Origin of the sequence: Limnobacter sp. UBA3528, from assembly GCF_002377005.1 — a bacterium.
GTDB lineage: Bacteria > Pseudomonadota > Gammaproteobacteria > Burkholderiales > Burkholderiaceae_B > Limnobacter.
Map to the genome: position 1 here is coordinate 63,043 of NZ_DFOZ01000016.1, position 14,424 is coordinate 77,466.

The window sequence follows — 14,424 nt, forward strand, 5'->3', positions numbered from 1 at the left end:
GGGGCTGGTAGGAACGATCTGAATGACAATAAGAAGTACTCTGTTTCCAGCGCGCTTGGTTTACCCAGTCGTGGCCACCTGTGCTTTGTCGGTGGGCGTTGTACATGCCCAGGCAACCCAGTTTGTGGTGAAAGACATTGAGGTGGAAGGATTGCGCCGCACTGAAGCGGGCACGGTATTTAGCTACCTGCCCATTCGCGTGGGTGATACATTTACCGATGAAAAGGCTCTGCAGGCCATTCGTTCACTGTTTGCAACCGGTTTTTTTGAAGACGTCAAAATTTCGGCGAAGGGCGACGTGCTGGTTGTAACCGTGGTAGAACGCCCGGCGATCGCCTCCGTAGAAATTAATGGCACCAAGGAATTCGACAAAGAAACCTTGAAAGAGGCGCTGAAAGGCGTGGGTATCGGTGAGTCACTTATTTTTGACAAATCACTACTCGACAAAGCCGAGCAGGAACTGAAGCGTCAATACCTATCCCGCAGCAAATATGGCGCACAGGTTCAAACCCGGGTTGACCAATTGGCGCGCAACCGCGTTGGCATTACTTTTAATGTCGACGAAGGGGAGTCCGCATCCATCAAACAGCTGAAAATTCTTGGGGCAAAAGACTTCGAGGAAGAAGAGCTGCTTGAGGAATTCGAACTGAGTACCGGCGGCTGGATGTCGTGGTATAGCAAAAATGATCAGTATTCCCGTCAAAAGCTGAGCGGCGACATTGAAAAGCTACGCTCCTTTTACCTAAACCGTGGTTATGCCGATTTCAACATCGAAAACACCCAGGTTCAAATTGCACCCAACAAGCAAGATATTTTCATCACCATTACCATCAAGGAAGGTGAAAAGTTTACTTTCGGCGACATTGAGCTTACCGGCCAACTGCTGGGGCGAGACGATGAGCTGCGATCTTTGATCAAAATGAAAAAAGGCGAAACCTTCAATGGCGAATTGCTGACTGACAGTTCCAAAGCCATTCAGGATCGCCTGGGTAACTATGGCTATGCATTTGCCAATGCCAACGTCATCCCCGACCTCGACCGTGAAAAACGCGTCGTCAACATCAATATGGCAGTTGATACCGGTAAACGGGTGTATGTTCGCCGCATGAATGTGGGCGGCAATACTCGCACCAAAGACGAAGTCATTCGCCGCGAATTCCGTCAGTTTGAATCGTCCTGGTATGACTCCAGAAAAATTCAGTTGTCCAAGGAACGGGTTGACCGCTTGGGTTACTTCTCCAATGTGGACATCGAAACCCAACCTGTACCGGGCACATCTGATCAAATCGATGTGAACATGCAGGTGGAGGAAAAGCCGACTGGCAATCTCTTGCTGGGTGCCGGTATTTCAAGTACGGACAGCTTGGTGCTTTCAGCAGCCATTCAGCAGCAAAACCTGTTTGGAACCGGGAAAACAGTAGGGCTGGAGTTGAATACCAGCAAAGTGAACCGCACAATTTCGTTTTCACAAACAGATCCGTACTTCACAATCGATGGGGTTTCCCGCAGCTTTGAGGTGTATAACCGTCGCACAGACCCAAGTGAATTGAATCTGGGTGACTACATCATTGAAACCACGGGCGCGGGCCTTCGCTTTGGTTATCCAATCAGCGAATTCGAACGCATTTCGTTTGGTGCAGGTTACGAAGGCACAGACCTTGAAGTGGGCCCGTTTAGTCCAGATCGCTTCCAGCGATATGTGAACGACTTTGGCAATTCAAGCTATGCCGTGTTGCTCAACGCTGGTTACTCGTTCGACTCTCGCGATTCTGCAATAGCCCCCACGCGCGGTCGGGTGACCCGTTTGACAGCGGAATATGCAACTCCGCTGGGCGATCAAGAGTTCATTCGCACCACTTATCAGGAACAGTTTTACTTCCCGATTGGCAAGCTTTACACCCTGGCATTGAACGGTGAAGTGACCGGTGGTTTCGGTCTTGGCGACTCGCCTTATCCAATTTTCCGCAATGTATACGCAGGTGGTATTGGTACGGTTCGAGGCTATCGCTCATCTACCCTGGGACCACGTGATGCTGACAATGTACCCATTGGTGGCTCCAAGCGCGTTATTGCCAATGCAGAGTTTTTCTTCCCGATTCCGGGTATGTCGAAAGACCGCACCTTCAGGGCATTTACCTTCCTTGACGCAGGCAATGTTTTCCAAACCAATGAGAAAATCAAGTTTGGTGAATTGAGATACTCAACCGGTGTCGGTATTTCCTGGCTGTCCCCAGTTGGACCATTGAAGTTCAGCTTGGGTGTACCGCTGAACCGTGAGCCGCAGGATGAAACCCAACGTGTTCAGTTCACGATTGGTACAGGCTTCTAAATTCGAACAAATATTGGAGAATGGTTTTGAATAGTGTGAAAAAATTGTTGATTGGTGGTGCCTTGTCTCTGGCGGTTGTACTGCCAACCATGTCCCACGCCCAAGCAGCGACCAAGATTGGATTTGTGAACACGGAGCGTATTTTGCGTGATTCCAAGTTTGCCGTGGAATCTCAAAAGAAACTGGAACGTGATTTTTCCAAGCGCCAGAAAGAACTGGAAGATCTAGCCACAAAGGTGAAAGCAGAAGCCACCAAATTGGACAAAGACGCCATTACCTTGCCTGAGGCAGAGAAGGTTCGTCGTCAGCGTGACCTGGCTGAAATGGACCGTGATTTCCAACGCAAGCGTCGCGAATTCGAGGAAGACCTCGCGCAGCGCAAAAACCAAGTGGTAGGTGAGTTGGTTGAGCGTGCCAATCGCGTGATTCGCCAGATTGCTGAAAAGGAAAACTACGACATTATTTTCCAGGAAGCCGTGTATGCCAACAAGCGCATCGACATTACCGACCAAGTTCTCAGCAGCTTGGACAACGCGAAGTAAACCACATCAATGAATTTCATTGAAACGAAGCTCAGCACACTGCTAGAGCAGTTTGGCGGTCGACTGGCTTCGTTTGGTGATGCCCCGGCGATGTCTGATGACATTTCTCTGGTCGGGATACAACCGCTGGAAAAAGCCGGTGTCAAGCACCTTGGCTTCATGGCCAATCCCAAGTTTCGCGATCAACTGCTTTTAACCAAAGCAGGCGTAATTCTTGTCCGTGAATCGCAATTTGAGTCGCTTTGCCAATTTCTTAAAGAAAGTGAAAAGCCCGTGCCCAACTCAGTGGCATGGTTGGTTAGCGACCCTTACCTGTACTACGCCAAATTGCAACAGTGGTGGGTAGCCCACAGTGAATTCAAACCCGCACCTGGTATTCACCCACGTGCTGTTGTAGATCCAACTGCCACCATTGCTCCCGGCGCCATGATTGCAGCAAATTGTGTGATTGGAGCCCATGCCAAAGTGGGCGAGGGTAGCAGAATTGAGGCGGGCGTTGTTCTTGGCAACCATGTTGAAGTAGGAGCCGAAACACGCATTTATCCAAACGTGACCGTCTACGACGAATGCACCATAGGCTCGCATTGTATTTTGCATGCGGGTGTAGTGATCGGCGCAGATGGCTTTGGCTTCGCCAACGAGAAAGGAAGGTGGGTCAAAATACCGCAGGTGGGTCGCGTGTTGATCGCAGATCACGTGGAAATCGGCGCCAACACAACCATCGACAGGGGTGCGTTGGACGACACCTTGATTGGTTTTGGAGTAAAACTGGATAATCAAATCCAGATCGCTCACAATGTCACCATAGGCGAACATTCTGCCATGGCTGGCTGTGTGGGTATTGCAGGCAGCACAAGCATTGGCGCGCGTTGTACGGTGGGCGGTGCCGCGATGGTGTTTGGTCACCTCAATATTCCAGAGGGTACGCATGTGTCTGGGGCGTCGGTGGTGATGAGCAGCATCAAAGAACCTGGTGCCTACACCGGAATTTTCCCCTTGCAAGAACACAAGGATTGGGAGAAAACTGCCGTGACTCTCAAGCAATTACTCAAGTTGCGCCACGAAGTGCGCGAGTTGAAAAACAAGCGATAACAAGCAAGCCGAAATAACAATAAACCCAAATTAAAAGTGTGAACTCAGAAGCTATGAATACGCCAGTTATGGACATCAAAGGCATTTTGGAAAATTTGCCGCACCGATACCCTTTTGTACTCGTTGATCGAGTGCTTGAACTTGAACCCAATGTTCGAATTCTGGCGCAGAAAAACGTCAGCTACAACGAGCCATTCTTTCCCGGGCACTTCCCGATTCACCCGGTGATGCCTGGGGTATTAATCATGGAAGCTTTGGCGCAGGCTGCGGGGCTTTTGTCATTCAAATCCATGGAAGCAGCACCGGACAAAAACCTGGTGTACTACTTTGTCGGTATCGACAATTGTCGTTTCAAGCGCCCTGTGGTGCCGGGTGATGTTTTGATGCTGGATGTTCAGGTGGAGCGTGTTTCGCGCGGTATCTGGAAGTATGCTGCGAAAGCGCTTGTGGATGGCAATGTGGTCGCACTGGCAGATTTGATGTGCACGGCCCGCGAAGTTTAAGGAATACTTTCAAATGCCGATACACGCGTCTGCAATCGTTGATCCCAATGCCGAGCTGGACAGCACGGTCGAAGTAGGACCATTTTCCGTGATTGGGCCCAATGTAAAAATTGGCGCTCGCACGAAGATAGGACCACACATGATCATCAGCGGTCACACGACCATTGGTGAGGACAACGTATTTCATGGCTCTGCCACCATTGGCGGTGACCCTCAGGACAAGAAATACAAGGGTGAGCCCACCGAACTGATCATTGGTGACCGCAACACCGTTCGGGAATACTGCACCTTCAATACGGGTACTGTGCAGGACGGTGGTAAAACCACCCTGGCCAATGACAACTGGATTATGGCTTACGTGCACATTGCTCATGACTGTCACATCGGCAGCAACACCATCATCGCCAACAGCGTGCAACTGGCTGGTCATGTCATTATTGGTGATTGGGTCATTCTGGGTGGCATGAGCGGTGTACACCAATTCATACGCGTGGGTGACCATGCCATGACTGCTTTTCAAACCAAGCTGATGCAGGATGTACCACCTTTCGTGATGGCAGCAGGGTACCCCGCCGCGCCCGCCGGCATTAACTCGGAAGGTTTGAAGCGCAGAGGTTTTTCACCCGATGCAATCTTGAATATCAAGCGGGCGTACAAAGCGATTTATCGCCAGGGGCTGAGCATTGCAGAGGCAAAGGAAGCAATTGATTCGTTGACCTTATCGGCACCAGACGATGCCAAGCAACACCTTGTTCACATGAAAACATTTCTTGACGAAGCCACCCGCGGCATTATTCGTTAAGTCATGGCGAACACACGCACTCCTTACTCCACTCAGCCTGTGGATTTGGCCATTGCAGTGGGTGAGGCCTCAGGTGACTGGATTGGTGCCTTGGCTATTGAGCATTTGATACAAACCCAAACGCTAACCATGGAGGGCATTGCGGGCCCGAAGCTTCGCGATTTGGGTGTCAAACCCTTGCACGGCTCTGAAGAGTTGTCAGTGCGTGGCTATGTTGAGGTACTTCGCCATTTGCCGCGTTTGCTGAAAATGCGCAAGAATCTGATTCAACACTGGTCAGTCACCAATCGACCCAAGGTGTTTGTAGGTGTAGACGCTCCCGATTTCAATTTGAACCTTGAGCTCGCCCTTCGCGAAAGTGGCGTACCGACTGTGCATGTGGTTTGCCCATCGATTTGGGCCTGGCGCATGGAGCGCATTCACAAGATCAAAGCAGCCTGTAGCCATGTGTTGTGCATTTTCCCGTTTGAGCCAGAACTTCTGGCCAAAGAAGGGATTTCAGCAACCTACATTGGCCATCCCATGGCGGCGCTGGTGCCCGAAACAATCGACCCAACGGCCTACCGAACCAAGCTGGATTTGCAAAGTGAAGGGCAGCTGCTCGCAGTATTGCCAGGTAGCCGCGGCGCTGAGGTCAAACACATTGGACCTGCCTTTGTTCAAGCCTGCGTTGAACTATTAAAGCAAAAACCAGACTTGCGGTTTGTAACGCCTATGCCACCGGCCAGTGCATTGCTCAACATGTTCAGGATGATGATTCCACCACAACTACTGGATCGGTGGACATTGATCGAAGGTAAGTCCCATGAGTGCATGGCAGCGGCAGATGCCGTCATGTTGGCCAGTGGCACCGCGACACTGGAGGCAATGATGTACCGCAAACCCATGGTTATTGCCTACAAAATGCCGTGGCTGAGCTACCAAATGATGAAAGGCAAGGGCTACCAACCCTTTGTGGGCTTGCCCAACATTTTACTGAATGAATTTGCGGTGCCCGAATTACTGCAAGACGATGCAACTCCCTCGGCGCTGGCGCAAAAAGCACTGTTCCAACTCGACAACGACACCAACCGTACCAGGCTTCAATCGCTCTTCGCCGAGCAACACCAACGCTTGTTGAAGCCGTCTGGAGAAATTGCGAGTCGCGTAATTCAGCAGGTGATGAATGGCTAAGTTCCAGGAGTGGTCTGAAATTCAGGCTTATGCTGAACAACACAGCTTGCAGGTGATTGGTGTGGATGAAGCGGGGCGCGGTCCTTTGTGTGGTCCCGTGGTGGCTGGCGCGGCATTGTTGAATCAGCCCAATACTATCGACGGATTGGCCTGCTCTAAAACACTCTCAGCCAAAAAGCGTGACAGTCTTGAAACAGCCATTCGACGCAATGCCAAAGCGTGTGCTGTGGCCCACGCCACTGTAGAGGAAATTGATCGCCTGAATATACTGCAGGCCAGTTTGCTGGCGATGTGGCGGGCCGTTGACTTGGTGCTTGATCAAACTGGTCTGAAACCGAAGCAATGCTTGATTGCAGTGGACGGCAACAAATTGCCAAAATGGCCTTACCAAGCAATTGCAGTGGTGAAAGGGGACACCAAAATTCCCGCGATTTCCGCTGCCTCCATTCTGGCCAAGGTGGCCCGCGACGAGTGGTGTAAAACCCATGCTTTGCAATTTCCACAATACGAACTTGATATTCACATGGGCTACCCCACTGCACGTCATATGGCTTTGCTGTTAGAACACGGTGCTACACAGTTACACAGAAAATCGTTCCGACCAGTGCGTGAGGCCCTGGAACGCGCACAACAGAGCTCAACGTTCTAAAGGCGCACATGAGTTACGAACGCAATTTTACGCAGATTGAATCAGCCCAAAATGAACGACTTAAAGCAGCCATCAAACTGCTTTCATCCAATCATGCCTTGCGCAACAGCGGTCTGGCGGCGGCGGAGGGTTTGCACCTTGCTGAAACGCTTCTGCACCTACCGGGTGCCCATATTGAATCAGTCTGGATTCCTCAAAGTTTGTTGAACAAACCGGAATGGTTAACCATGTCGGCCTTGAGCGATGTACTGGAGAATGGTGAAGTGCGCTGTCTGGTACTCAGCGACACACTTTATTCAAAGCTTAGTAAGTTGAACACCCCCACCGGACCCATGATTTTCTTTAAACCGGTGAATGCCAGCGCAACCATTGATTTAAAGCAGGACATCGCCTTGCTGGACGGCATTCAAGACCCCGGCAATGTAGGCACTTTGTTGCGCAATTGTGCTGCAGCCGGAGTTCAGCAAGTGGCATTAAGTGACCACAGTGCCTGGGTTTGGAGTGACAAGGTGCTGCGTGCAGGTATGGGCGCTCAGTTCGGCTTGCAGCTATACACTGAGTTGGACTTGCTGCAAGCGCTTTCAGCGGCTAAATCAAAAATACCGGTGCGCGTCACCAGCCTGCATCCCAAAAGCGTTGACTTGTTTAACGCCGATTTAAAACCAGCAGGTGTATGGGTTTTTGGTAGCGAAGGGCAGGGCGTAAGCCAGGCCTGGCTAGACCGCGCCAGTGAACACATAAGAATTCCACAAAGCAAGACCATTGAAAGCCTGAACGTGGGCAGCAGCAGCGCAGTGTGTTTATTTGAACAATTCAGGCAAAGGCGGTAAAATAAAAATACACTGTATACTTGAACAGTGGTATTTGGACTTCGCTGCATGCACCTGCATCTTGTTTGGCTGAAAAAAGACCTGCGCCTTAGCGACCATGCTCCCTGGCATGCGGCAACAAAAGCCGCCAAGGAAAGCAATGGTTGCGTAGTAGCCTTGTATTGTCTTGAACCCAAGCTGATTAGGCAGCCCGACAGTGCTCCCCAACATTTTGAATTCGCCCGAGAAAGTTTACAAGAACTCGCGGAGCAATTGCCCGAGCATGTGCCTTTGCTGTTGGCCAAAGCCAATGCACCTGTTGCCTTGCAAACAATGGCTTTGTGCTGCCAGCAAATCAGTATTTACAGTCACCAAGAAACCGGAAACTGGGCCAGTTTCGTCCGCGACAAGGAAGTGAAAGCCAGGTGTGAAAGCCATTCGATAGCCTGGCTTGAATTCCAAAACAACGCAGTGGTGCGCAAATTAAAAAACCGGGATGAATGGGGCAAGCTGTGGCTAGACACGATGCGCAAACCCGTTTTACCTGTCCCTGATTTCTCGGAATTACCGCAAGCGACCTGGTTTGATTTTCCGCAAAACTTTCAGCAGCAACTGGAAGTCAATGGTTTGCCATGTGTGCAATTGAACCGTTCACTCTGGCCGCAATGGGCTCAGTATGTACATTTTTACCCCAAACATTTAACAGACAAAACCTTGCGTCAGCGGGGTGGCAGGCAACAGGCACAACGCTGTTTGAGTGAATTTTTGAGCGAACGCGGCATGAATTACCGCTTCGAAATGTCAAGCCCCTTGAGTGCAGAATCGGCTTGTTCGCGCCTGTCGCCATACCTTGCATTTGGCGTGATTTCCATTCGGGAAATGCTGGAGGCATTGAGTCATGCACGCCAGCAATTGACTGAAAGCAGCTTGCTACCCAAAGCACAAACACAGTGGAAGCAATCCCTGAAATCGTTCGAGAGCCGTTTGCATTGGCATTGCCACTTTATTCAAAAACTTGAAAGTGAACCTGAGCTTGAATTTCGATCAGCGCACCGAGGACTGAACGCGATGCGAAATTTCGCCGAGCTAAGCCCGGAAGAAAATCAAAAGGCGCTGGCGTGGATAGAGGGGCGTACCGGTTTTCCAATGGTGGATGCCTGCATGCGAATGTTGCGCGCCACTGGCTGGGTTAACTTTCGCATGCGTGCCATGCTGGTGGCCTTCGCCTCTTACCAGCTATGGCTGGATTGGCGACACACTGCCCCCATGTTGGCGCGCGAATTCCTTGACTATGAACCTGGTATTCACTACCCACAGTTTCAAATGCAGTCTGGCGTCACGGGCATCAATACCTTGCGCATTTACAACCCCGTGAAACAGGCCAAGGATCACGACCCGCAAGGCGTGTTTATTCGACGCTGGATACCCGAGCTGAAAAATATTCCTGACCCCTGGATCGGCGAACCCTGGAATACCCCCCAGCTAATTCAACAGGAATGCGGCTGCATAGTGGGTGAAGATTATCCATGGCCAGTGGTTGATCCGGACACGGCGATTTCCAAAGCACGTTCCAACATTACCGAGTTCAGGCAACGCAAAGGCTATGTTGAAGAGTCCAAGCGGGTGTATGAAAAACACGGCTCAAGAAACCCGAACCGGAATGGCAATCCAGCACCGCGCGGTAAAAATAAAAAAATCGACACTCAGCTAATAGAAACAGAAACGAACAAGCAACAAAGCTTGTTTTAATAAATTGGCGAACCCAAATTCAACTGCTGCAAAATAGTGGTTGAGATTTCTTCGATGGATTTGCTCGTTGAACTCAACCAGCTGATTCCCTCGCGACGCATCATGAATTCCGCGGCCTTGATTTCCTGCCTGCAATTTTCAAGCGACGCATATTTACTGCCGGGGCGGCGCTCGTTGCGTATTTCGCTCAAGCGTTCAGGCGAGATCGACAGCCCGAAAATCTTTTCTTTGAAAGGGGGTAGGGCAGCGGGCAATTCACCACGCTCAAAATCTTCTGGAATCAAGGGGTAGTTGGCAGCCTTGATGCCGTATTGCATGGCCAGATAAAGGCTTGTTGGAGTTTTGCCTGATCGGGAAACACCCACCAAAATGACGTCAGCAGCTTGGAGGTCTTTGTGGGTTTGCCCGTCATCGTGTGCCAGAGTGTAGTTAATCGCCTCAATGCGGTTTTTGTATTGTTCATTGTCCGCTATGGTGTGCGAACGACCAATACGGTGCGTGCTTTTGATGTTCAGTTCTTTTTCCAAGGGCTCAACAAAGGTCAGAAACAAATCCATGAATACGCCATCGGCCTGCTTTACAACGTCGTTGATCATTGAATTCACCAAAGTGCTGAAAACAAGTGGTTTCTGACCATCATATTTGGCAATGTCATTGATCTTTTGACGAGCAGAAATTGCCTTCACTTCTGAATCAATGAACGGGATTCGGATCTGCTTGAAACGGATGCCTTCGAATTGTGACAACACAGAGTGACCAAGGGTTTCCGCGGTAATGCCTGTGCCGTCGGACACAAAAACCACGGTGCGTTCCTGGCTTACATTTTCTGACATGAATCAATCCTGTGTGTATCGGTGGCAAAAAGACGGGTTACAGTTACAATCATAAAAAGAAATCAGGGGAAATAGTCGATGCGTGTGCGCCCAAATCGCCGCATTCACTATTTCTTTTGAACTACAAGGTGAATCAATGTCAACAAATCAAGGAGTTAGCCCAACAGCACTCGTTGCGCCATTCGAACAACTTCGAATGGAAGATGTGGAAACTGTCGGTGGTAAAAACTCGTCACTGGGTGAAATGATCTCCCAGTTGGCGGAAACGGGTGTTCGTGTACCCGGCGGCTTTGCAACCACGGCCCACGCATTCCGGGAATTCCTGAAAGCCAACAATCTGGTTGAGCGCATCAATGCAAAACTCGACGCCCTGAATGTGGACGATGTTCGCGCACTGACCCAAGCCGGTGCTGAAATTCGCCAGTGGGTAATTGATGCTCCGCTGCCCGCCGACCTTGAGGCGGGTATTCGTGAATCCTACGCCACGATGATGGCGCAAAGCGGTGGCGATATTTCTGTGGCAGTGCGTTCTTCAGCCACGGCAGAAGACCTGCCTGACGCTTCGTTTGCAGGTCAGCAGGAGTCTTTCCTGAACGTCACCGGCATTGACGATGTGCTGGAAAAGATCAAGGAAGTGTTTGCCTCACTGTACAACGATCGCGCCATTTCTTACCGGGTACACAAGGGCTTCGCCCATGCCGATGTCGCGCTTAGTGCGGGCGTGCAGCGCATGGTTCGTTCTGACAAAGCGGCTTCTGGCGTAATGTTCACCATGGACACCGAAAGCGGTTTTGATCAGGTGGTATTCATCACGTCCAGCTATGGCTTGGGTGAAACAGTGGTGCAGGGTGCAGTTAACCCGGACGAGTTTTACGTGTTCAAGCCCACTTTGGCCGAAGGCAAGTACCCCATTATTCGCCGTCAGATCGGATCCAAATTGATCAAGATGGAATTTGACCTGCAGAAAGAAAGTGGCAAAAGTGTGCGTACGGTCGATGTTCCGGCCGAGCAGCGCAACCGCTATTCACTGAATGACGATGATGTAATCGAATTGGCGAAGTACGCCATGATTATTGAGAAACATTACGGTCGTCCAATGGACATTGAGTGGGGCAAAGACGGTATTGATGGCAAGCTGTACATTCTGCAAGCCCGCCCTGAAACCGTGAATTCGCAGAAAGACAATGACGTGCAGTTGCGTTATAAGCTCAAGGGCAATTCAGCGATTTTGAGTTCAGGACGAGCCATTGGCCAGAAAATTGGTGCAGGTTCCGTGCGGGTGATCAACGATTCTTCCGAGATGGACCGTGTGCAGGCTGGCGATATTCTGGTGACCGACATGACAGACCCCAACTGGGAACCTGTCATGAAGCGTGCAGCGGCGATTGTCACCAATCGTGGCGGGCGCACTTGCCACGCCGCGATCATTGCCCGTGAACTGGGTATTCCTGCGGTGGTGGGTTGTGGTGATGCCACCGAAAAGCTGACTGAAGGCATGCTGGTCACAGTCAGCTGTTCAGAAGGCGACACCGGTTACATTTACGAGGGCTTGCTGGAGACAGAAGTCAGCGAAGTAAAACGCGGTGCCTTGCCTGAAATTCCAGTGAAAATCATGATGAACGTGGGCAATCCACAACTGGCCTTTGAGTTTTGCCAGTTGCCCAACAAAGGCGTTGGCTTGGCCCGTCTGGAATTCATTATCAACAATGCGATCGGTATTCATCCGAAAGCCATTCTTGATTATCCCAATGTCGATGCCGACTTGAAAAAAGCGGTAGAAAGCGTGGCGCGTGGCCATGCCAGCCCGGTTGCATTTTTTGTGGACAAACTGGCGGAGGGTGTTGCCACCATCGCAGCAGCGTTTTATCCCAAACCAGTCATTGTTCGTATGTCCGATTTCAAATCCAACGAATACCGCAAGCTGATCGGCGGCAGCCGCTACGAACCCGAAGAGGAGAACCCGATGCTCGGTTTCCGCGGTGCAGCCCGATACATTTCCGAGGAGTTTGCCGAGTGTTTCGAAATGGAATGCCTGGCCCTGAAACGTGTTCGTGAGCAAATGGGACTGGACAACGTTCAAATCATGATTCCGTTTGTGCGCACTTTGAATCAGGCAGCCAAAGTGGTTGACCTGCTGGGTCGTAACGGACTGAAGCGTGGTGAGAATGGATTGAAAGTGGTCATGATGTGCGAGGTGCCGTCCAACGCTGTACTGGCGGATCAATTCCTGGAGTACTTTGACGGCTTCTCGATTGGCTCCAACGATCTAACCCAACTTACTTTGGGTCTGGACCGCGATTCTGGCCTGGACATTCTGGCTGCGGATTTCGACGAACGTGACCCAGCCGTGCGTGCCCTGCTAAGCAAAGCGATCGAAGCTTGCAAGGCCAAAGGCAAGTATGTCGGTATTTGCGGGCAAGGGCCCTCAGACCACCCGGATTTTGCATTGTGGCTGGCGGGCGAGGGGATTGAATCCATTTCGCTGAACCCGGACACCGTGATCGATACCTGGCAAAAGCTGGCTGATAAATTTAACAAAAAGTAAGAAGGAGTAACACCATTGAGCAATTTGTCACTGTGGTTGGTATTGGCGGGTATTTTGTTGATTGCCGAAATCACCACAGGTACGTTTTACCTGCTCATGGTGTCTTTGGGGGCGGCCATCGGTGCATTGATGGCCTACCTTGATTATGGTCTCGAAATTCAAATTGGCGCAGCCGCGGTTTTTTCGGTGGCTGGCAGCCTTCTTCTCCGCAACCGCTCGGTCAAGCGAAGCAAAACAGACAAACAACATGACTTGCTCGATATTGGCAATAAACTTGACATTCCAAGCTGGAATGCGGGGGGACGCGCCAATGTGCAATACCGTGGTGCCACTTGGGCAGCGGAGAGCACTGACAGTACGCCTGTAACGGGCCTGCATCAAATTGTCGATGTTCAGGGCAATGTCCTGAAAGTCAAAAGCGTTTCGACACACGCGTAATCGGTTTGGCCTTGTTCCCGGGTCTGCCAATCAAAGGAGAAAATTCATGGAAGTTTCAATTGTCATATTGATTCTGGCGATTGTGTTTGTCAGCCAGGCGCTGCGCATTGTTCCGCAGCAAAGCGCTTGGGTGGTTGAGCGTTTGGGCAAATATGACCGAACCTTGCAGGCTGGTCTGAATTTTCTGGTGCCCTTCATTGAACGGGTTTCATACAAACACTCACTGAAAGAAATTCCGCTGGATGTACCCAGCCAGGTGTGTATTACGAAAGACAATACCCAGCTTCAAGTGGATGGCATTTTATATTTTCAGGTGACTGATGCAATGCGGGCCAGCTATGGCTCAAGCGACTACATCAGCGCAATTACCCAACTGGCGCAAACCACATTGCGATCAATTATTGGCCGCATGGAGCTGGATAAAACCTTTGAAGAGCGTGACATGATCAATGCAGCCATTGTGAACGCATTGGACGAGGCTGCATTGAACTGGGGCGTAAAAGTTCTTCGCTATGAAATCAAGGACTTGACGCCGCCTCGTGAGATTTTACTTTCAATGCAAGCGCAAATTACGGCGGAGCGTGAAAAGCGCGCATTGATTGCGGCTTCCGAGGGTCGAAAACAAGAGCAGATCAACATTGCCAACGGTGAACGAGAGTCGGCAATTGCACGCTCGGAGGGCGATCGAATTGCCGCGATCAACCGTGCGCAAGGTGAGGCAGGTGCAATCAAGGAAATTGCAGAAGCCACCGCCGACGCCCTGCGCAAAGTGGCCGCTGCGGTAGCCGAACCGGGCGGTATGGAGGCAGTGAACCTGAAAGTGGCTGAGCAATACATCGAGGCTTTTTCAGGTGTGGCCAAGGCGGGGAACACGCTAATCCTGCCAGGTGATTTATCGAATATGGGATCGATGGTTGCGGCCGCCATGCAGGTCGTGAAGCAGGGCAAGTAATTACCCTG

At 50.9% G+C, this 14,424-nt stretch carries 13 protein-coding genes; 12 read left to right on the forward strand and 1 reads right to left on the reverse strand.

Going from position 1 to position 14,424, the window contains the following annotated elements; genetic code table 11:
* Positions 1-22 precede the first annotated feature (22 nt).
* From bamA to B4N58_RS04195, 9 genes are read left to right on the forward strand one after another with little or no spacing between them, the layout of a single operon-like run.
* Positions 23-2,329 carry an outer membrane protein assembly factor BamA gene (bamA, locus tag B4N58_RS04155; protein WP_291746114.1) on the forward strand — a complete coding sequence of 769 codons (2,307 nt, stop codon included), beginning with the start codon at positions 23-25 and terminating at the stop codon, positions 2,327-2,329.
* A 20-nt stretch (positions 2,330-2,349) separates the two neighbouring features.
* Positions 2,350-2,871 carry an OmpH family outer membrane protein gene (locus B4N58_RS04160; protein WP_291746117.1) on the forward strand — a complete coding sequence of 174 codons (522 nt, stop codon included), beginning with the start codon at positions 2,350-2,352 and terminating at the stop codon, positions 2,869-2,871.
* A 9-nt stretch (positions 2,872-2,880) separates the two neighbouring features.
* Positions 2,881-3,963 carry a UDP-3-O-(3-hydroxymyristoyl)glucosamine N-acyltransferase gene (lpxD, locus tag B4N58_RS04165; protein ID WP_291746120.1) on the forward strand — a complete coding sequence of 361 codons (1,083 nt, stop codon included), beginning with the start codon at positions 2,881-2,883 and terminating at the stop codon, positions 3,961-3,963.
* A gap of 53 nt (positions 3,964-4,016) precedes the next feature.
* On the forward strand, positions 4,017-4,466 hold the full coding sequence (gene fabZ, locus B4N58_RS04170; RefSeq protein ID WP_232222716.1) for a 3-hydroxyacyl-ACP dehydratase FabZ: 450 nt from the start codon (positions 4,017-4,019) through the stop codon (positions 4,464-4,466).
* A 13-nt stretch (positions 4,467-4,479) separates the two neighbouring features.
* Positions 4,480-5,268, forward strand: coding sequence for an acyl-ACP--UDP-N-acetylglucosamine O-acyltransferase (gene lpxA / locus B4N58_RS04175; protein WP_291746123.1), 789 nt, complete (start codon positions 4,480-4,482; stop codon positions 5,266-5,268).
* A gap of 3 nt (positions 5,269-5,271) precedes the next feature.
* A complete protein-coding gene (lpxB, locus tag B4N58_RS04180; protein ID WP_008249400.1) occupies positions 5,272-6,441 on the forward strand; it encodes a lipid-A-disaccharide synthase in 1,170 nt (389 codons plus the stop codon).
* Complete coding sequence (locus B4N58_RS04185; RefSeq protein WP_008249399.1) at positions 6,434-7,090, forward strand: ribonuclease HII; 657 nt, start codon at positions 6,434-6,436, stop codon at positions 7,088-7,090. Before lpxB ends, B4N58_RS04185 begins: the two co-directional genes overlap by 8 nt.
* A gap of 8 nt (positions 7,091-7,098) precedes the next feature.
* Positions 7,099-7,920, forward strand: coding sequence for a TrmH family RNA methyltransferase (locus B4N58_RS04190; protein WP_008249398.1), 822 nt, complete (start codon positions 7,099-7,101; stop codon positions 7,918-7,920).
* A 48-nt stretch (positions 7,921-7,968) separates the two neighbouring features.
* The gene (locus B4N58_RS04195; protein WP_291746129.1) at positions 7,969-9,648 is read left to right on the forward strand and encodes a cryptochrome/deoxyribodipyrimidine photo-lyase family protein; all 1,680 of its coding nucleotides are present in this window, start codon (positions 7,969-7,971) and stop codon (positions 9,646-9,648) included.
* On the opposite strand, the gene ppsR is transcribed toward B4N58_RS04195, so the two are convergent.
* Positions 9,645-10,481 carry a posphoenolpyruvate synthetase regulatory kinase/phosphorylase PpsR gene (gene ppsR / locus B4N58_RS04200; protein ID WP_008249395.1) on the reverse strand — a complete coding sequence of 279 codons (837 nt, stop codon included), beginning with the start codon at positions 10,479-10,481 and terminating at the stop codon, positions 9,645-9,647. The two genes, B4N58_RS04195 and ppsR, sit on opposite strands and share 4 nt — an antisense overlap.
* 136 nt (positions 10,482-10,617) lie before the next feature.
* Here ppsR and ppsA point away from each other — a divergent pair, with 136 nt between their 5' ends.
* The 3 genes from ppsA to B4N58_RS04215 are packed head-to-tail and all read left to right on the forward strand — an operon-like array spanning position 10,618 to position 14,416.
* Entirely contained in the window at positions 10,618-13,026 is a 2,409-nt protein-coding gene (ppsA, locus tag B4N58_RS04205) for a phosphoenolpyruvate synthase (protein ID WP_040512454.1), read from the forward strand.
* Positions 13,027-13,041: 15 nt separating this feature from the next.
* Complete coding sequence (locus B4N58_RS04210; RefSeq protein ID WP_291746133.1) at positions 13,042-13,464, forward strand: NfeD family protein; 423 nt, start codon at positions 13,042-13,044, stop codon at positions 13,462-13,464.
* 46 nt (positions 13,465-13,510) lie between these two features.
* Positions 13,511-14,416, forward strand: a complete 906-nt coding sequence (locus tag B4N58_RS04215) for an SPFH domain-containing protein (protein WP_008249389.1) — start codon at positions 13,511-13,513, stop codon at positions 14,414-14,416.
* The last annotated feature ends 8 nt before the right edge of the window (positions 14,417-14,424 follow it).

Coding starts and splice junctions, on each gene's coding strand:
- bamA (WP_291746114.1), top strand. CDS start 23: ATGACAATAAGAAGTACTCTGTTTCCAGCGCGCTTGGTTTACCCAGTC.
- lpxA (WP_291746123.1), top strand. CDS start 4,480: ATGCCGATACACGCGTCTGCAATCGTTGATCCCAATGCCGAGCTGGAC.
- fabZ (WP_232222716.1), top strand. CDS start 4,017: ATGAATACGCCAGTTATGGACATCAAAGGCATTTTGGAAAATTTGCCG.
- B4N58_RS04215 (WP_008249389.1), top strand. CDS start 13,511: ATGGAAGTTTCAATTGTCATATTGATTCTGGCGATTGTGTTTGTCAGC.
- lpxB (WP_008249400.1), top strand. CDS start 5,272: ATGGCGAACACACGCACTCCTTACTCCACTCAGCCTGTGGATTTGGCC.
- B4N58_RS04185 (WP_008249399.1), top strand. CDS start 6,434: ATGGCTAAGTTCCAGGAGTGGTCTGAAATTCAGGCTTATGCTGAACAA.
- ppsR (WP_008249395.1), bottom strand. CDS start 10,481: ATGTCAGAAAATGTAAGCCAGGAACGCACCGTGGTTTTTGTGTCCGAC.
- B4N58_RS04160 (WP_291746117.1), top strand. CDS start 2,350: ATGGTTTTGAATAGTGTGAAAAAATTGTTGATTGGTGGTGCCTTGTCT.
- lpxD (WP_291746120.1), top strand. CDS start 2,881: ATGAATTTCATTGAAACGAAGCTCAGCACACTGCTAGAGCAGTTTGGC.
- B4N58_RS04195 (WP_291746129.1), top strand. CDS start 7,969: ATGCACCTGCATCTTGTTTGGCTGAAAAAAGACCTGCGCCTTAGCGAC.
- ppsA (WP_040512454.1), top strand. CDS start 10,618: ATGTCAACAAATCAAGGAGTTAGCCCAACAGCACTCGTTGCGCCATTC.
- B4N58_RS04190 (WP_008249398.1), top strand. CDS start 7,099: ATGAGTTACGAACGCAATTTTACGCAGATTGAATCAGCCCAAAATGAA.